This window comes from Streptomyces sp. NBC_00536, from assembly GCF_036346295.1.
Lineage (GTDB): Bacteria > Actinomycetota > Actinomycetes > Streptomycetales > Streptomycetaceae > Streptomyces.
On the sequence record NZ_CP107819.1, the window covers coordinates 4998685 to 5015965 of the forward strand.

Here is a 17281-nt window from a genome sequence, read left to right on the forward strand (position 1 = left end):
GCAATCCCGGCTATTTCGGGACGCTGAATTACGGTGACCCCATGGACTGGCTGACGAAACTCCCCCTGATCGGGCCCCTGGTGAGCCGCCTCATGCGGACCCATGCCTGGCGTTCGTACGAGCGCCTGGACCGGGTGCGCTGGAGCAGACTCGCCGCCGCCATCACCTTCATCAGCTTCCTCGCGCTCTTCCCGCTCATCACGGTCGCCGCCGCCGTCGGCGCGGCGCTGCTCACCCAGGACCAGCTGAGCCGGCTGGAGGCCAACCTGGCCAAGCAGGTGCCCGGGATCTCCGACCAGCTCGACATCGACGCGCTGGTCGCCAACGCGGGCACGGTCGGCCTCGTCGCCGCCGGGATCCTGCTCTTCACCGGCATCGGATGGGTCGGCTCCATGCGCGGCTGTCTGCGCGCGGTCTGGGACAAGGACGACGAGGACGACGGGAACCCGTTCGTCCGCAAGGGCAAGGACGCCCTCGTCCTGATCGGCCTCGGCGGCGCGGCCCTCGGCTCGGCCGCCGCCTCCATCATCGGCTCCAGCGCGGTCGGCCGCTTCGGGAAGTGGCTGGGCATCCCCGAGCACGGCGGCGGCGGCGCCGTACTGCGCGGCGGCGCCTTCGCCGTCGGCGTCCTCGCCGCCTTCCTGCTCCTGCTGTACGTGCTGACCCTGCTGCCGGGGGTCCAGCCGCCGCGCCGCCGCCTGCTCCAGGCGGCCCTCCTCGGCGCGGCCGGCTTCGAACTGCTGAAACTGCTGCTCAGCGGCTACATGCGGGAGGTCGCCGCCAAGAGCATGTACGGGGCCTTCGGCGTGCCCATCGCCCTGCTGCTCTGGATCAACTTCACCGCGAAGCTGCTGCTCTTCTGCGCCGCCTGGACGGCGACCCGCGACGATCTCGACGTGGACGGCGCGGACGGCGCGGAGGTCAGCTCGGCTCCCCGCCCTCCCCGCGGCGCGCCCGCTGGCCCCGCGGCCAGCGCCGGTTGATCACGAACGCCCCGGCCGCCAGGGCCGCCACCACACCGCCCGCGATGCCGAGCGCGATACCGAGCCCGCCGCTGCCGCTCTCCTTGCCCGCCGCCGCCGGATTGTTCTCGTGCGACTGGGCGGGGGAGCCGACCCCGGAGGTGTCCGCGCTCTTCGGCGGCACCAGCTCACCGACCGGCTTCACCTTCCCGGCCGCCGCGAAACCCCAGTCGAAGAGGGTCGCGGTCTCCTCGTAGACCCCGTTGAGGCCGCCCGCGCTCGGGTTCATCACGGTCACCAGCAGCTTCTTGTCACCGCGCTGGGCGACCCCCGTGAAGGTGGACCCGGCCATGGTCGTGTTGCCGTTCTTCACCCCCGCGATGCCCTTGTACGGGCTGACGCCCCCGGCGCCCGTCATCAGCCGGTTGGTGTTCTGGATCTCGAAGCTGTCGCGCGGCTGGCCCGGCTTCTGCTCGCCCGGGAACTTCGCGCTCGCCGTGGCCGCGTACTCCCGGAAGTCCTTCTTCTGCAGTCCGGAGCGGGCGAAGAGCGTCAGGTCGTACGCACTGGACACCTGCTCCGGGGCGTCGTAGCCGTCGGGGGAGATCACGTGCGTGTCGAGGGCCTGCAGCTCCTCGGCGTGCGCCTGCATGTCCTTGACGGTCTTCTCCACGCCGCCGTTCATCGACGACAGCACGTGCACGGCGTCGTTGCCGGACTTCAGGAACACCCCGAGCCACAGGTCGTGCACGGTGTACTCCAGGTCCTCCTTCACCCCGACCAGGCTGCTGCCCGCGCCCATCCCGGACAGCTCCTGCTGACTGACCTTGTGCACCTGCTCCTTGGGCAGCGAGGGCAGCACGGTGTCCGCGAACAGCATCTTCAGGGTGGAGGCCGGGGGCAGCCGCCAGTGCGCGTTCTGCGCCGCCAGCACCTCGCCGGTCTCCGCGTCGGCCACGATCCACGAACGCCCCGTCAGGTTCGTGGGCAGCGCGGGCGCGCCCGGCAGCAGATTGACCTGCGGCCCCGGCAGGCCCAGCAGACTGCCGCCGACCTGGGACATCCCCGCGGGCGGCGCGGGCGCCTTCACGGGAGCCTTGCCGCCCTTTCCGTCCGGGGACGGAGTGGGCGAGGGCGGGGGAGTGGGCGGGGGAGTGACGGCGTACGCGGGGGCCACGGCCAGGGCGGGCAGCAGCAGCACGGCGGAGAGGACCGTCAGCGCGGTCTTTTTGGCAGACACGGACGAGAACGTACATCGCATTGCCGTATCCGCGGCCGCGGTACGGCCAACCCGCCGCAACCACCGCCGGGACAGCCCACCCCGACGCGTCCGTCCCGGGGACGGAACCGATACTGGGCCCATGAGACTCAGCCGCGCCGCATCCTGGTTCCTGCTCGCCTTCGGGGTGTGGAGCTGGTTCATCTGGGTGTCTTTCGTCCGGAACCTATGGAAGGACGGCAGTGGACTGGCCTTCGACGCCGCCGGTGAACCCACCGCGTACTTCTGGGTGCACCTGCTGCTCGCCATCACGTCCTTTCTCCTGGGGACGGGTGTAGGGATCATCGGGTTGCGTGGCGTGCGGGCGCTGCGGCGCGCATCACGCCAGGATCCTGCGGACGCGGCGTGACCATCCTGGTCGTCGCCCTGGCCGTCCTCGCGGTCCTCGCCCTCCTCGTCCTCGTGCACCGCTGGCTGTGGGTCCGCCTCGTCCGCGACACGACCGCCCCGGGCGGGTGGCCGCGCCGGCTGCTCACCACGTGCGCGTTCGCGCTGCCGCTGCTGTCGGTGGCGGCCCTGGTCGCGGGGCGGGCGGGGGCGCCGTTCTGGGCGCAGCGGGTGGTGGCGTGGCCGGGCTTCATGTGGCTGGCCGTCCTGCTGTACCTCACCCTGGCCATGCTCCTGGCCGAACCGGCCCGCCTACTCCTGCTCCGCGGTAAGAGCGGGAGCGCTCCCGCCTCCGGCGGCGCCTCAATCGCCGGCGGGGCTGGGGATGCCGAGGCGCCCTCTTCCGGCGCGCCCGCCCGGGCCTCAACCGCCGACGGGGCCGGAGGCGGCGGGACAGCCTTTTCGGGCGCGGCCGCTCCGGCCTCCGGCGGCGCCTCAAACGCCGGCGAGGCTGAAAATGTCGCCAGGGCTGCACGTGCGGGCGGGGCTGAACGTGCCGGCGGGCCTGAAAATGCCGCTGCGCGGCATCCCGCGGGTTCGCCGACCCAGGGCCGGCCAAATCCAGCCTCGCCGGCGTTTGAGGCGCCGCCGGAGGCCCGGCGAGCGGCACGCGTGGATGTGGCCGGGGCCGCAAATCCAGCCCCGCCGGCGATTGAGGCGCCGCCGGAGGCTCCGCGAGTCGCACGCGCGGATATGGCTGCGTCGGCGCATTCAGCCCTGCCGGAGGCGGAGGCGGAGGCGGAGGGGACCTCGCGGCGGGTGTTCGTCGCGCGGGCGCTGGCCGGGGCGGCGGTGGCCGCGGCCGGGGGCACGGTCGGCTACGGCACGTACGGCGTCCTGCGCGGCCCGAAGGTCAAGCGCGTGACCGTCCCCCTCGCCAAACTGCCCCGCGCAGCCCACGGCTTCCGGATCGCCGTCGTCAGTGACATCCACCTCGGCCCCATCCTCGGCCGCGCCCACACCACCCGCATCGTCGACGCCGTCAACGCCACCCAGCCCGACCTGATCGCGGTCGTCGGCGACCTCGTGGACGGCTCGGTCCACGACCTCGGAACGGCCGCCGAGCCACTGTCCCGGCTCACCGCCCGGCACGGCAGCTTCTTCGTCACCGGCAACCACGAGTACTTCTCGGGCGCCCGGCAGTGGGTGGACCACGTCCGTGAGCTGGGGCTGCACCCGCTGGAGAACGCCCGCCAGGAGCTGCCGTACTTCGACCTCGCGGGCGTCAACGACGTCGCGGGCGAGAGCGAGGGGCAGGGCCCGGACTTCGACAAGGCGCTGGGCGGCCGCGACCGCGCCCACCGTACGGCCGTGCTCCTCGCCCACCAGCCGATCGTGATCCACGACGCGGTCCGCCACGGGGTGGACCTCCAGCTCTCGGGCCACACGCACGGCGGTCAGCTGTGGCCGGGAAACTACCTCGCGGAACTCGCCAACCCGACCGTTGCGGGGCTGGAAAGATACGGCGACACTCAGCTTTATGTGTCCCGGGGGGCAGGTGCATGGGGACCGCCCGTGAGGGTCGGTGCACCCTCTGACATCACCGTCGTGCAACTCGCCTCATACCAGACATAATTCGTCGGAACCGGCATTGAAACGCCCTTCCACCCCCGAATTTTCCGTGATTGGGTGACCGGTAATCGGATAAACATGCGCCAGTGGCGGACACGCGGCCCGGCGCGGGGTGGGCAATGAGGAGTTCAGGGATGCTGCGGTCTGTCCGCTCTAAGATCATCGCGGCCGGGCTGGTCCTGGGTGTCGTCGGCGCGGGGGCCTGGGTGCTGATGCCCTCGGACGCCGCCGGACATGGCGCGATCACGGTGGGTACCACCGACGCGGTGTCCTCGCTGGACCCGGCCGGGGCGTACGACGCCGGTTCCTGGGCCCTGTACAGCAACGTCTACCAGTCGCTGCTGACCATCAAGCCGGGCTCGGACGTGCCCGTCCCGGACGCGGCCACGGCCTGCAAGTTCATCGGGGCGAAGCTCACCACGTACCAGTGCGAGCTGCGCACCGACGTGAAGTTCTCCAACGGGCGCGCGATCACGGCCGAGGACGTGAAGTTCTCCTTCGACCGGATCAGGGCGATCAAGTCGAAGCAGGGCCCGGCCCCGCTGTTCAACACGCTGGAGTCGGTCAAGGCCGAGGGGAGGACGGTCACCTTCAATCTCTCCGCCCGCGACGCCACCTTCCCCTTCAAGGTCGCGACGGGCGCCGCCGCGATCGTGGACAAGGACAAGTACCCGGCGAAGGCGCTGCGCGAGGACGGCAAGGTGGACGGCTCCGGGCCGTACGTGCTGGGCGCCTACAAGGAGGGCGCGAGCGCCGAGCTGAAGCCGAACCCGGCCTACACGGGCGCGGTCAAGCCGGCCAAGTCGGCCGTCACGGTGAAGTACTTCAAGGACTCCGAGACGCTGAACGCGGCCTGGAAGGACCACGGGATCCAGGTCGCCCACCGGGACATGCCCCCGGAGATGCTGGCGGCCCTGAACCCGAGCCTCCAGGACACCCGCTACCAGGAGTCCGGCGGCACCGAGACCCGCAGCATGGTCTTCAACGTCCGCCAGGGCTCGCAGACGGCGAAGCAGCCCGTCCGGCAGGCGATCGCCGCGCTGCTGGACCGGTCCAAGATCGCGGGGGACACGTACAAGGGGACGGTCACCCCGCTGTACTCCATCGTCCCGTCGGGCATCGCGGGGCACAGCACGCCGTTCTTCGACGCCTACCCGTCGCCGAACGCCGCGACCGCGAAGAAGATCCTCAAGGACGCCGACATCAGCACGCCCGTCACCTTCAAGCTCGGGTTCAACGTGCGCGGTGCGAACGTCCCCGAGGCCGCCGAGATCAAGAAGCAGCTGGAGTCCTCGGGCCTCTTCCAGGTGCAGACCGAGGCCGTGCCGGTGTGGGAGGACTTCCAGCAGGACTACGCGGCGGGCAAGTTCGACGCCTACACGATCGGCTGGATCCCCGACTTCCCCGACGCGGACAACTTCACCGCCCCGCTCGTCGGCGCCGACTCCAGCATGAACAACGGCTTCGCCGACAAGACGGTGGGCGACCTGATCACCCGTACCCAGTCCTTCTCGAACCGCGGTGAGGCGGCGAACGACTTCCGCGAGCTCCAGCGGGTCGTCGCCCAGCAGATCCCGATGCTGCCGATCTGGCAGAAGAAGGACTACGTCCTCTCCCGTGAGGCCGTCACCGGGGCGCAGTACCTCTCCGACGGCACGGGCGTGTGGCGCCTGTGGGAGCTGAACTGGCTGTAAGCGCCCCGGGTTTCACGGGTCGGCGCGGGAGGCGTCGGACGGCTCAGCCGTCCGACGCCTCCCGCGTTTCCGTCTTCTTGTCCGTTTTCTTGTCCGACTTGGCGAACCGGGACGTCTTCTTCGTGGCGGCCGCCTGGGCCATGCCGGGGAGGAAGTCCGAGAAGAGTCCGTGGAGTTCGCGCACGAGCGGCCGCAGCACCCGGAAGCGGGCCAGCACGATCCCACGGGTGGTCAGCTGCGCGCCGCGCTCGGCCAGCCGCCGGGTCTTCTCGCTGTTCTCCGAGCGGTCGAAGACCCAGTAGAGGACGAGTCCCATCTGCGAGAGCCACATCAGCTCCGGGAGTACGTCGGCCAGTTCCTCGGGCACCTTGGTCTTCGCCCCGGCCAGGACTTCCCGGTGCATCTCGATCGCCTGCCGCCGGGCGGGCTCCGATTCGGCCGAGAACGGGCTGAGCGGACTTTCGGGGTCCGCCGCGTTCTTGAAGAACTGGGCGGCGAACTCGTGGAAGGGCTCGGCGATGTCGAGCCAGCTCGTGAAGACCCCCGCGAGCCGCGTCTGGAGGTCGGTCTCGTGGTCCAGGATCGGCCGGACGGCGCTCTGGTGGGAGTGGCCGATCCGGTCGTAGAAGCCCTGGACCAGGTGTTCCTTGGACTCGAAGTAGTAGTAGGCGTTGCCCACCGAGACTCCGGCCTCCTTGGCGATGCCCCGCATGGTCGTCTTGTCGTAACCGCGCTCCTGGAACAGCTTGAGCGCGGTTTCGAGGATCAGCGTGCGGGTCTGTTCGCTCTTGGGAGCCTTCTGATCAGTCACGGTGTCCGACCTTATCGGGGTACGGCGCATTGGTCGTCACAGACCACCTCGGAGCCGCGGCCCCGGGAGGGCGAGACGGCCCCGCGCCACGCCGCCGCCGCGAGCATCGTGGCCCGGGCGAAGGGCCGTCCGGCCGCCGTGGCCAGCCAGTTGGCCTTCGGCCGGTGCTCGGCGAGGGCCCACAGGGCCACGATGAAGGCGTCGGTTCCGGTCCACACCTGACCGCGGTCGCCGATCACGGTGATCTCGCGGAGCGTCGCGGCGTGGTCGAGGCGGGGGAAGCGGTACCGGGCGCCCTCCGACCCGGCGGGGATCAGTGCGATGGGGACCAGGCAGGGCTGGCTCAGCAGCCAGGTCCTGATGTGCACGCACAGCGCGCACTGGGCGTCGTAGAGCACGACGAGCTTGTGTACGGGCCCACCCGGGCCGCCGGCGGTCGTCACGGTCAGACTCCGGCCGGGGCGGTCCACGCCTGGGGCGCGACCGGCGGGGTCTGCTGGCGCTCCATGATGCTCCGGCGGCGGATCTTGTTGAGCACCCACACGTTGCCGAGGTGCATGACGCCGAGGACGAGCAGGACGACGCCGAGCTTGACCGAGAGGGCCTCGAAGATGCCGCGGGCCTCGGTGACGGCTTGGTCGGCTTGCAGGTAGAGGGCCACGAAGCCGAGGTTGACCAGGTAGAACCCGACGACCAGCAGGTGGTTGACGGCGTCGGCCAGCTTCTCGTTGCCCTGGAGGACGTCGGCGATGAAGATGCGGCCGTTGCGGGTGAGGGTGCGGGCCACCCAGACGGTCAGACCGACGCTGACCAGCAGGTAGATGACATAGGTGACGACGGTGAGATCCATGGCCCCGACTCCTTGAACACGTTCAATTGCTGACGTGGATGACTCTAGACCCGATTTTGAACATGTTCAAGCACTGTGCGAGTTCAAGAGCCGTGCGAGTTCAAGAGCGGTGCGGCGCGAGGTGGGCTGACTTACCATCCGCACATGGGGGACTTGTTCGAGACCGGCGCGACCGTGGCCCAGGGCCGGTACCGCATAGAGGGGTTACTCGGGGGCGGCGGGATGGCCCAGGTCTACCGCGCCCACGACGAACGGCTCGCGCGCACCGTCGCGCTCAAGGCGATGCGCGCCGACCTCCCGCACGACCCCGGCTGGACGGCCCGGTTCCGGCGCGAGGCGCAGGCGATGGCCGCGCTGAGCCACCCGAACGTCGTGGCCGTCCACGACACCGGCGAGGAACCCGGACCCGGCGGGGGAGCGCCCGTCCCCTTCATCGTCATGGAACTGATCCCCGGCCGCAGCCTCGCCGACCACCTGCGCGAGCGCGGACCCCTCCCGGTCGCCGAAGCCCTCGACCTGGCCGCCCAGATGCTCGCCGCGCTGGCCGCCGCCCACGCGCGCGGGCTGGTGCACCGGGACATCAAGCCGGCCAACGTCCTGCTGACCGGGGACGGCACGGCCAAGGTCGCCGACTTCGGCATCGCCGCGACCGCCGAGACCGGTGCGACCGCCCTCACCCGGACCGGCACGGCCATCGGCACCCCGCCCTACATGTCCCCGGAGCAGGTCGAGGGACAGCGGGGCGTCGACGGTCGCTCCGACCTCTACTCGCTGGGGATCGTGCTCTTCCAGATGCTGGCCGGACGGGTCCCGTTCGAAGCCGACTCCGGATACGCCATCGGCTACCTGCACGTCCACGCCGAGCCGCCGACGCTGGCCTCGGCCGGCATCGGCGTACCGGCGCCCGTCCAGGGGCTGCTGACCACGGCGCTGGCCAAGCGCCCCGAGGACCGTTTCCCGGACGCGGCGACCATGCGCGCGGCGGCCCTGGCGGCGGCCCGCTCACATCCGCCGACCGATGTCGTACGGATCTCCGCCCTGGCCGTGGAGCCGACGCGGCCGGTCCGGGCGGCCCCGCCCCCGGAGGGAAGCCTGCAGGGCGCCCTGAGGGGCGCCCTGCGCACCCTGGGCACCCGGCCCCGCCCGTCGCGCAAGACGGTCAAGTTCCTGCTGCTGGTGCTCTCGTACCTGCTCGGCTGGCTGATCGTCAGCCTGACGTTCAGCGGCGGCCATCCACCGGTGCGGGTGAACCTGGCCCTGGGGCTGGCGGGCATCGCCTGCGTCTGGTTCGGCGGCGCGAACCGCCGCCGACGCATCACCGGCCCGATCACCCTGCTCTACGAACTCCTCACGGCCGTCGCCTGGCTGTTCCACGTCGTGGCCGTGCTGATCAGCGGGATCTACCTGCTGGCCAAGCCGTAGTCGTGGCCGTAGCCGTGGCGACAGCCGTCAGATGCTGAGCGAGCGGGCGTAGTTGAGCTGGTTCATCACCCAGGGGAAGGTGTTCATGTCGGTCGCCGGGATCATCGTGGCGTGGTGGCGGCCGCCGCTGGTGACCGTCACCTGGATGTAGCCCGTGGTGACCTTCTCCTTCATCAGGAGGAAGAGCAGACCGAGCAGGCAGAAGACGGCGAAGACGATCGCGAGCACGACGGACGAGGTGGGGATCTTCTCCTCGGTGCGGGAGAAGTCCGTGGCGTTCCACATCGCGCCCTTGAGCGGCATGGGACCGCTCGGGGTGATGATCTGGTCCCCGGCGATGGTGATGTCCCCGATGCCGAAGGACGCCATCCCCGGAGCCCCCATGGCGGGCGCCGTGTACGGCATGCCCGCGCCGCCGATGGTGGGCTGCTGGTACGGCGGGGGCGGGACGTCGGAAGGCGGGGGGTACCCGTACCCGGGACTGCCGGGCGCGGGGTATCCGTACCCGGGATTGCCGGGCCCCCACTTGGGCTCGCCCTGTCCACCCTGCCCGGGCTCGCCTGCGTACGGGTTCGGCTGCTGCTCACTCATACGGCCGATCTTTCCACAGTCCCCGCCCGCCGGTCCCAAGACGAAGGCCCCGCTCCCGGAACGAATCCGGGGGCGGGGCCTTCGCGGCCCGCCGGCCTCAGGAGAGACCGGCGGACGGAGTCCGGCGCTGTGCCTCGAAGCCGGGGAGGCCCGCCAGGGCCGAGCCGTGCGAGAGGCGCGTCAAGAAGGCTAGAAGCGACGGGTGATGAGCGCCCGCTTGACTTCCTGGATGGCCTTCGTGACCTCGATGCCGCGGGGGCACGCGTCGGTGCAGTTGAAGGTCGTGCGGCAGCGCCACACGCCGTCCTTGTCGTTCAGGATCTCCAGGCGCTGCTCCCCGGCCTCGTCACGCGAGTCGAAGATGAAGCGGTGCGCGTTGACGATCGCCGCCGGGCCGAAGTACTGGCCGTCGTTCCAGAACACCGGGCACGAGGACGTGCACGCGGCGCACAGGATGCACTTGGTGGTGTCGTCGAAGCGCTCGCGGTCCTCGGCGGACTGCAGGCGCTCGCGCGTCGGCTCGTTGCCCTTGGTGACCAGGAACGGCATGACGTCCCGGTACGCCTGGAAGAAGGGCTCCATGTCGACGATGAGGTCCTTCATCACCGTGAGGCCCTTGATGGCCTCGACGGTGATGGGCTTCTCCGGGTTGATGTCCTTGATCAGCGTCTTGCAGGCGAGCCTGTTCTTGCCGTTGATCCGCATCGCGTCGGAGCCGCAGATGCCGTGCGCGCAGGACCGCCGGAAGGTCAGCGTGCCGTCGAGGTCCCACTTGATCTTGTGGAGACCGTCGAGCACGCGCTCCTTCGGGTCGATCTCGATCTGGTAGTCCTGCCAGGTCGACTCGTCCGAGATCTCGGGGTTGAAGCGCCGGATCCGGAACGTGACCGTGATGAACGGGGAGGCCGCGGCCGCCGCTTCCATCTCGTCCGTCTTGGACATGGTCGGGGTGGCCATCAGTACTTACGCTCCATCGGCTGGTAGCGGGTGACGACGACGGGCTTGTAGTCCAGCCGGACGGAGTCCTTGCCGTCATCGCCGACCTCGCGGTACGCCATGGTGTGGCGCATGAAGTTGACGTCGTCGCGGTTCGGGTAGTCCTCGCGGTAGTGACCGCCGCGGGACTCCTTGCGCGCCAGGGCCGAGACGGCCATGACCTCGGCCAGGTCGAGCAGGTTGCCCAGCTCGATGGCCTCCAGCAGGTCCGTGTTGAACCGCTTGCCCTTGTCCTGGACGGACACGTTCAGGTAGCGCTCGCGCAGCTCCGCGATCTTCTCGACCGCGGTCTTGATCGTCTGCTCGGTGCGGAACACCATCACGCAGGCGTCCATCGTCTCCTGGAGCTCCAGGCGCAGGTCGGCGACCCGCTCCTTGCCCGTGGAGTTGCGCAGCCGCTCGACCTGGTCGATCACCTGCTGGGCCGGGTTCTCCGGCAGCTCGGCGTAGTCGTTCTCGGCCGCGTACTTGGCCGCCGCGATGCCCGAGCGCTTGCCGAAGACGTTGATGTCCAGCAGCGAGTTGGTGCCCAGGCGGTTGGCGCCGTGCACGGAGACGCAGGCGACCTCGCCGGCCGCGTACAGACCCGGGACGACGGTGGTGTTGTCCGACAGGACCTCACCCTCGACGTTGGTCGGGATGCCGCCCATGGCGTAGTGCGCGGTGGGCTGGATCGGGATCGGGTCCGTGTAGGGCTCGATGCCCAGGTACGTACGCGCGAACTCCGTGATGTCGGGCAGCTTGGCGTCCAGCTGCTCCGGCGGGAGGTGCGTCAGGTCCAGGTACACGTGGTCACCGGCCGGACCGCAGCCGCGGCCCTCACGGATCTCGGTGTAGATGGAGCGCGAGACGACGTCACGGGACGCGAGGTCCTTCATGACCGGCGCGTACTTCTCCATGAAGCGCTCGCCGTCCTTGTTGCGGAGGATGCCGCCCTCACCACGGGCGCCCTCCGTCAGCAGGATGCCCATGCGCCAGATGCCCGTCGGGTGGAACTGGAAGAACTCCATGTCCTCCAGCGGCAGACCGCGCCGGTAGCAGGCCGCCTGGCCGTCACCGGTGAGGGTGTGCGCGTTGGAGGTCACCTTGAAGAACTTGCCCGTGCCGCCGGAGGCGTAGATGACGGACTTCGCCTGGAAGACGTGGATCTCGCCCGTGGCCAGCTCGTACGCGACGACGCCGGCCGACTTCTGGACGCCGTCCTCCTCGACCAGGAGCTGGTCCAGGACGTAGAACTCGTTGAAGAACTCCACGCCCTCCTTGACGCAGTTCTGGTACAGCGTCTGGAGGATCATGTGACCGGTGCGGTCCGCGGCGTAGCAGGACCGGCGGACCGGCGCCTCGCCGTGGTTGCGGGAGTGACCGCCGAAGCGGCGCTGGTCGATGGTGCCGTCCGGGGTGCGGTTGAACGGCAGGCCCATCTTCTCCAGGTCGAGGACCGCGTCGATGGCCTCCTTCGCCAGGATCTCGGCGGCGTCCTGGTCGACCAGGTAGTCACCGCCCTTGACCGTGTCGAAGGTGTGCCACTCCCAGTTGTCGTCCTCCACGTTGGCCAGCGCGGCGGCCATGCCGCCCTGCGCGGCGCCCGTGTGGGAGCGGGTCGGGTACAGCTTCGTGAGCACCGCGGTGCGGCTGCGCTTCGTCGACTCGATGGCCGCGCGCATGCCCGCGCCGCCGGCGCCGACGATGACGGTGTCGTACTTGTGGATCTTCATCAGGATTCGCCTCAGCCCATGCCGCGGATGTTCGGGTCGAAGGTGAAGATCACCAGCGTGCCCAGAAGGATGGTGAACACCGTGGCGGTGTAGAGCAGGCCCTTCAGCCACAGCCGCGTGTTGGCGCGCTCCGCGTAGTCGTTGATGACGGTACGCAGACCGTTGGAGCCGTGCAGCATCGCCAGCCACAGCATCAGCAGGTCCCAGCCCTGCCAGAACGGCGAGGCCCAGCGGCCCGCCACGAAGGCGAAGCCGATCTTGGAGACGCCGCCGTCCAGCACCAGCTGGATGAGCAGGTGGCCGATGACCAGCACGACCAGGACGATGCCCGAGAGGCGCATGAAGAGCCACGCGACCATCTCGAAGTTGCCGCGGGTCGAGCGGGGCGTCTTGCCGGTCCGCTTGCGCGGGGCCTCGATGTACGGCGCCGGGTTGTCGACGTCGTAGAGGCTCACGCTCTCCACGTCGCTGATGCCCTGGGCGGCAGAAGTGTCAGAAGACATGCCCGTCACTTCCCGAACAGTTCGAGGTAGGCGTGGTGCAGCACGGGGTACACGGCCCCGGCCATCAGCACGACCCAAACGCCCACCACGGACCAGAGCATCTGCTTCTGGTAGCGGGGGCCCTTGGACCAGAAGTCCACGGCGATGACACGGAGACCGTTGAGCGCGTGGAACAGGATTGCGGCGACGAGGCCGTACTCCATCAGCGCGACGATCGGAGTCTTGTAGGTAGCCACGACATCGTCGTACGCCTCGGGAGAGACGCGGACGAGAGCGGTGTCGAGGACGTGTACGAACAGGAAGAAGAAAATGAGGACGCCGGTGACTCGATGAGCCACCCAGGACCACATTCCTTCCCGGCCGCGGTACAACGTTCCAGCCGGCACGGAAAACCCTCCGGAAGCGGGGCGGGGGCCAGCCGGCTTCTTTGTCGGTCGGGCCCGGCCGGGTACGGTCCTCCGGCCCCGGACATCGTAGCGACGCTTTGTCGGTTCCCTTGCGCGGGGGCCATCGGTGTGATCAAACAGGCACGGACGGACTATCCCACAGGAGCGAAACGCCCCAATTCAGGCGCGTCATCGCTGGTTCCGCCGACCGCGGTGCCCCTTCCGTCCGGCATGTGGAGGAATCCCACGAGCCGGGCGAGTCGCGAGCGCGCCACCCGGCGCAGTTCGTCGGCCGCGGTGGCCCGTTCCTCGTCCACCTCGTGCGCCATCCGCCGCCGGATCGCGGCCAGCACCTGATGCGCGTGCTCGTCGGCCGGGTGCCCGTCGAGGCAGATGACGAAGGCGTGCCCGAACTTCCGCTCGTACTCCGCGTGCGCCGCGCCGAGCGCGAGGTGGGCGGCGTACGGCGCGTCGCGGTCGAGCTCCGCGGAGGACTCCAGGGCGAGCGCCTCGGCCAGGTCCCGCTGCCGCAGGTCGTACGCCGCCTCGTCGGCGGCGGCCAGCAGCGCGTCCAGATCCGGGTACGGGCGGTGCTCGGCCACCCGGTGCGCCCAGCGGTCGCTGCCGCAGCAGCGCAGCAGGGCCTCCCGGGCGGACTCGGCCGGCGCCGCGTTGAAGCGCGCCAGCGCGCTGCCGCGGACCTGCGCCGGAAGGGGGCTGGACAGCGTGGGGCTCCTCGGTGTGCGGTGGGGGTGTCACGCCACGCTATCGACGCGGCGCCGTGATGCACGTACCCAACCGCGGATTTCACCCGGAAGAGAGCCGAAAGGAGGAGAGTGGGACGGGTCGAGACGGGGAAGGCGGCCGAGACCGCCACCCCCCACAGGAGAGGCCCCGGCCGCCATCCGTTACGGGCTCGTGCGACAAGCCCGTACCCCTGTCAGCGCCTCCGGTGCGTTTTGTGTCACACCTCGCTTCGCGCACGATTGGTTGCAGGTTGTACAACGCGTGGACGAGAGCCCCGACACGCCGTAACGTGCTGATTTGCGCCAGACGTACAGGACAGTGAACGGGTTGGGGACTTTGCTGGGGGACGACGCGGAGCTGACCGCCGCGGTGCTCGCGGCACAGGACGGCGATGAGAGCGCGTTCCGGACTGTGTACCGCGCTGTGCACCCGCGCCTGCTGGGGTATGTCCGCACGCTCGTCGGAGACGGCGACGCCGAGGACGTGACCTCCGAGGCCTGGCTGCAGATATCCCGCGACCTGGACTCCTTCACGGGCGACGCCGACCGCTTCCGCGGCTGGGCCGCCCGCATCGCGCGCAACCGCGCCCTCGACCACATCCGGATGCGCGGCCGCCGCCCCGCCATCGGCGGCGACGAGAGCGAACTCAGCGGCCACGCCGCCGACTACGACACCGCGGGCCAGGCCATGGAAGCCCTCTCCACCGGCCGCACCATGGCGCTGATCGCCCAGCTCCCGCAGGACCAGGCGGAGGCCGTGGTGCTGCGCGTGGTCGTCGGCCTCGACGCCAAGACCGCCGCCGAAACTCTGGGCAAGCGGCCCGGCGCGGTACGGACGGCGGCGCACCGGGGGCTCAAGCGGCTCGCGGAACTCATCGTGAACGAAAACGAAAACGAAACGGACACCGCGGCGGGATCGGGATCGGGTTCGGGGTCCGGGTCGGGTTCGGGTGCGGAAGCGGAGGCCGAAGCGGAAGCCGAAGCGGGGGCGGGCGCCCGGCGCGGCACCCGGCTCGGGAATAATGGTCCAGGCCAGACCGGCGGCCGCGGTGGCTCCGGGGGCTCCGGGGGCGCCGGTGACGTGCGGGATCTGGACGCCGTACCCGCCCAGCGCGGCCGGTTCGGGGGACTGGCGGAGCGAACCGGTGTGACGCATTCACGTTGGCGGACGCAGAAGGACATGTGATGGCCGACGATCGCACCAGGTGGCTGGACAAAGCCGCGGCGGACAGACTGCTGCGCGGCGAACCGTTGGATCCGCGGGGTGACCTCCGCGCACAGGCGGACGCCGCCCGGCTGCGCGACGCCCTCGACGCCCTGACGCCCGACCTCCGCGCGGCCGCCGCGACGGAACTGCCCGGGGAGGCCGCCGCCCTGGCAGCCTTCCGCGCGGCGCACCCGGCTCGGGCCACCGCTGCCGTGGGGGTTGGCGCCGCGGCTGCGGCCGCCGCCGAGGAGCCGCTGGTCGCCATCGTCCCCGTACCCACCATTGCCGCGCACGGGGCCGCGCACGGGGCCGCGCGCGGGCGCGCCCCGCGCCGGGCCGCCGCATGGCGCCTCGGCCTCGCGGCCGCCGTGGCCGGCGTGGCCATCGGCGGTGTCGCCACCGCCGCGGGCACCGGCCTGTTCGACCGCGCCCTGCACCTGAACGCGAGCCCGCTGCCCACCGCCGAGATCACCTCCGACGTCACCCCGGAGCCGGTCGGCGGCACCGCCGAGCCGAGCACCGGGGCGTCCCGGCGGCCGCTGCCGCCGAGCGGCGGCGACCTCTTCGGCACCGGCGGCGCGCGCACCCCGGGCCCGGACGGCCGGACCACCCCGGGCGCCACCGGCGCGGCGGCGGGCGGCGCGAACAACGGCGGGGCGGGCGGTACGGGCGCCGCCGCGGGCACCGGCACCGGTACCGGCTCGGACAACCGCGAGCACTTCGGCACGACCGAGGGCGGTGCCGAGGGCGAGATCCACGACACGCTGCGCGGTGCGGCGGACCTGTGCCGCGACTACCGCTCCGGCCGGCTGACCGGGGACCGGGAGAACCGGCTCAACCTGCTGGCCAAGGGCCGCCAGAAGGTCAAGGGCTACTGCGAGGACCTGCTCGACGGCACGCCGGCCCCCCCGCCGAAGAGCACCGGCCCGACGGACTCGGCGCCCGTCCCCGGTCCGGGCGCCGGGAGCCCCTCCGGCGTGACGGGCTCGCTGGGCCTGCGCCTGCGCCGCTGAAACACGGCGGAACGCGCTCGCGGAAGCGTGCGGAAACATGCCGGAACGCGCTCGCCGAAACAGCCTCTGACCTGGCTGTAACACTTTTCGATCCGTCGGCGCAGTAACAAGTGAGCCGACTGGTCATCGGCCGCGCATGAGCCGGGGTTCCCCCCGTACCCCTGGGCTCTGCGCAACCTGGCGCGGGCGGGGTTCGTTCCCCCGGCCCTGCCCGCGCCTCTTAAGCCGACCTTCTCGCTGGCCGTCCACTGCTCACCAGTAGACGACGACCTTGTCGCCGACCTTCACCTGGTCGTAGAGCGCCGACAGCTTCGCCTTGTCGCGTACGTTCACGCAGCCGTGCGAGGCCCCCGCGTAGCCCCGGGCGGCGAAGTCCGACGAGTAGTGCACGGCCTGGCCCTCGCTGAAGAACATCGAGTACGGCATCGGCGTGTGGTAGATCGTCGAGACCCAGTCCTTCGACTTCCAGCCCACCGAGAACTCGCCCTCACGGGTCGGGGTGTTCTCCGAGCCGAAGCGCACGTCCATGGTGGACACGATCTTGCCGTCGATCATCCAGGCCAGGGTGCGGCTCTCCTTGCTGATGCACATCACCCGGCCCGTCATGCAGCGCGGGTCCGGAGTGTCGACCTGGTTCGTCGTCGGCGACAGCTCCTCGGTGGTGGGCTTCTTGCTGACGCTCTGGACCTTCTTCCAGGTGGCGTCGTCCACCGAGCCGGACGCGGTCAGCTGGTACTTCGACTGGAAGGCCTTGACCGCGGCGATCGTCTTGGAACCGTAGAAACCGGTGGGCGTCGCACTGAACATGCCGAGCTGCTTGAGCCGCGCCTGCAGCTCGCGCACCTGATCGTCCTCCGTGCCCTCCGCCATCAGGTACTTCGCCTGCGAGGCCGGGGACGCGGAAGCCGAGGAGGAAGCGGACGCCGAAGCGGAAGCGGACGGCGAGCCCGAGGGCGAGGCGTCGCCCGGCTTGTTGTCCTGGGCCGACGACGAGGCCGAGGCCGCGGGGGACGGGGAGCCGGCCCCCGTCGACTTCTGCGGCCCGCAGGCGGTGGCGGTGGCGGCGAGGGCCACCGCGGCGGCCACTCCGAGCGTGCGGATCGCGGCTCTCTGAGGCTTCAGACGGTTCAGACGGTGCATGGCAGTC

General features: G+C 70.6%; 19 protein-coding genes. 8 read left to right on the forward strand and 11 right to left on the reverse strand.

Annotation, left to right across the window (positions count from 1 at the left end; genetic code table 11):
* Nucleotides 1–41: 41 nt before the first annotated feature.
* Entirely contained in the window at nt 42–983 is a 942-nt protein-coding gene (locus OHS33_RS22165) for a YihY/virulence factor BrkB family protein (protein WP_330332140.1), read from the forward strand.
* Here OHS33_RS22165 and OHS33_RS22170 read toward each other — a convergent pair.
* A complete protein-coding gene (locus OHS33_RS22170; RefSeq protein WP_330332141.1) occupies nt 922–2202 on the reverse strand; it encodes a D-alanyl-D-alanine carboxypeptidase family protein in 1281 nt (426 codons plus the stop codon). The two genes, OHS33_RS22165 and OHS33_RS22170, sit on opposite strands and share 62 nt — an antisense overlap.
* Nucleotides 2203–2323: 121 nt before the next feature.
* Here OHS33_RS22170 and OHS33_RS22175 point away from each other — a divergent pair, with 121 nt between their 5' ends.
* The 3 genes from OHS33_RS22175 to OHS33_RS22185 all read left to right on the forward strand — a co-directional run bounded on the left by OHS33_RS22175 (nt 2324) and on the right by OHS33_RS22185 (nt 5894).
* A complete protein-coding gene (locus tag OHS33_RS22175) occupies nt 2324–2590 on the forward strand; it encodes an SCO4848 family membrane protein (protein ID WP_330332142.1) in 267 nt (88 codons plus the stop codon).
* A gap of 5 nt (nt 2591–2595) precedes the next feature.
* Nucleotides 2596–4203, forward strand: a complete 1608-nt coding sequence (locus OHS33_RS22180; RefSeq protein WP_443065458.1) for a metallophosphoesterase — start codon at nt 2596–2598, stop codon at nt 4201–4203.
* Between the two features lie 134 nt (nt 4204–4337).
* Complete coding sequence (locus OHS33_RS22185; RefSeq protein WP_330335146.1) at nt 4338–5894, forward strand: ABC transporter substrate-binding protein; 1557 nt, start codon at nt 4338–4340, stop codon at nt 5892–5894.
* Nucleotides 5895–5937: 43 nt separating this feature from the next.
* On the opposite strand, the gene OHS33_RS22190 is transcribed toward OHS33_RS22185, so the two are convergent.
* Genes OHS33_RS22190 through OHS33_RS22200 form a run of 3 tightly spaced genes read right to left on the reverse strand, consistent with a single transcriptional unit; the run spans nt 5938 to nt 7555 of the window.
* Complete coding sequence (locus OHS33_RS22190) at nt 5938–6735, reverse strand: TetR family transcriptional regulator (RefSeq protein ID WP_443065334.1); 798 nt, start codon at nt 6733–6735, stop codon at nt 5938–5940.
* Complete coding sequence (locus tag OHS33_RS22195) at nt 6717–7148, reverse strand: thiol-disulfide oxidoreductase DCC family protein (RefSeq protein ID WP_330332144.1); 432 nt, start codon at nt 7146–7148, stop codon at nt 6717–6719. The genes OHS33_RS22190 and OHS33_RS22195 overlap by 19 nt, the downstream gene beginning before the upstream one ends.
* A gap of 2 nt (nt 7149–7150) precedes the next feature.
* Nucleotides 7151–7555, reverse strand: coding sequence for a hypothetical protein (locus tag OHS33_RS22200; RefSeq protein WP_330332145.1), 405 nt, complete (start codon nt 7553–7555; stop codon nt 7151–7153).
* Between the two features lie 144 nt (nt 7556–7699).
* Between OHS33_RS22200 and OHS33_RS22205 the strand changes: the two genes are divergently transcribed.
* A complete protein-coding gene (locus OHS33_RS22205; protein WP_330332146.1) occupies nt 7700–8977 on the forward strand; it encodes a serine/threonine-protein kinase in 1278 nt (425 codons plus the stop codon).
* A gap of 27 nt (nt 8978–9004) precedes the next feature.
* Here the strand turns inward: OHS33_RS22205 and OHS33_RS22210 are convergent, their stop codons facing one another.
* From OHS33_RS22210 to OHS33_RS22235, 6 genes are all read right to left on the reverse strand, one after another.
* On the reverse strand, nt 9005–9568 hold the full coding sequence (locus OHS33_RS22210) for a hypothetical protein (RefSeq protein WP_330332147.1): 564 nt from the start codon (nt 9566–9568) through the stop codon (nt 9005–9007).
* 189 nt (nt 9569–9757) lie between these two features.
* Entirely contained in the window at nt 9758–10525 is a 768-nt protein-coding gene (locus OHS33_RS22215) for a succinate dehydrogenase iron-sulfur subunit (RefSeq protein WP_330332148.1), read from the reverse strand.
* Nucleotides 10525–12279, reverse strand: coding sequence for a succinate dehydrogenase flavoprotein subunit (sdhA, locus tag OHS33_RS22220; RefSeq protein ID WP_330332149.1), 1755 nt, complete (start codon nt 12277–12279; stop codon nt 10525–10527). The genes OHS33_RS22215 and sdhA overlap by 1 nt, the downstream gene beginning before the upstream one ends.
* An 11-nt stretch (nt 12280–12290) precedes the next feature.
* Nucleotides 12291–12782: a succinate dehydrogenase hydrophobic membrane anchor subunit gene (locus tag OHS33_RS22225; protein WP_330332150.1), complete on the reverse strand. Its 492-nt coding sequence runs from the start codon at nt 12780–12782 to the stop codon at nt 12291–12293.
* Nucleotides 12783–12787: 5 nt separating this feature from the next.
* Nucleotides 12788–13168, reverse strand: a complete 381-nt coding sequence (sdhC, locus tag OHS33_RS22230) for a succinate dehydrogenase, cytochrome b556 subunit (RefSeq protein WP_330332151.1) — start codon at nt 13166–13168, stop codon at nt 12788–12790.
* 152 nt (nt 13169–13320) lie between these two features.
* Nucleotides 13321–13893: a 2-oxo-4-hydroxy-4-carboxy-5-ureidoimidazoline decarboxylase gene (locus OHS33_RS22235; protein WP_443065459.1), complete on the reverse strand. Its 573-nt coding sequence runs from the start codon at nt 13891–13893 to the stop codon at nt 13321–13323.
* A 358-nt stretch (nt 13894–14251) separates the two neighbouring features.
* Here OHS33_RS22235 and OHS33_RS22240 point away from each other — a divergent pair, with 358 nt between their 5' ends.
* Together OHS33_RS22240 and OHS33_RS22245 are read left to right on the forward strand one after the other, a co-directional pair.
* Nucleotides 14252–15100: an RNA polymerase sigma factor gene (locus OHS33_RS22240; RefSeq protein ID WP_330335148.1), complete on the forward strand. Its 849-nt coding sequence runs from the start codon at nt 14252–14254 to the stop codon at nt 15098–15100.
* Nucleotides 15100–16134 carry a hypothetical protein gene (locus OHS33_RS22245; RefSeq protein WP_330332152.1) on the forward strand — a complete coding sequence of 345 codons (1035 nt, stop codon included), beginning with the start codon at nt 15100–15102 and terminating at the stop codon, nt 16132–16134. Before OHS33_RS22240 ends, OHS33_RS22245 begins: the two co-directional genes overlap by 1 nt.
* 252 nt (nt 16135–16386) lie before the next feature.
* On the opposite strand, the gene OHS33_RS22250 is transcribed toward OHS33_RS22245, so the two are convergent.
* Nucleotides 16387–17004 (reverse strand): L,D-transpeptidase family protein, encoded by a 618-nt coding sequence (locus OHS33_RS22250; RefSeq protein ID WP_443065335.1) that lies wholly within the window; start codon nt 17002–17004, stop codon nt 16387–16389.
* Here OHS33_RS22250 and OHS33_RS39850 point away from each other — a divergent pair.
* Complete coding sequence (locus OHS33_RS39850) at nt 16991–17248, forward strand: hypothetical protein (RefSeq protein WP_443065336.1); 258 nt, start codon at nt 16991–16993, stop codon at nt 17246–17248. The genes OHS33_RS22250 and OHS33_RS39850 overlap by 14 nt on opposite strands.
* Nucleotides 17249–17281 lie beyond the last annotated feature (33 nt).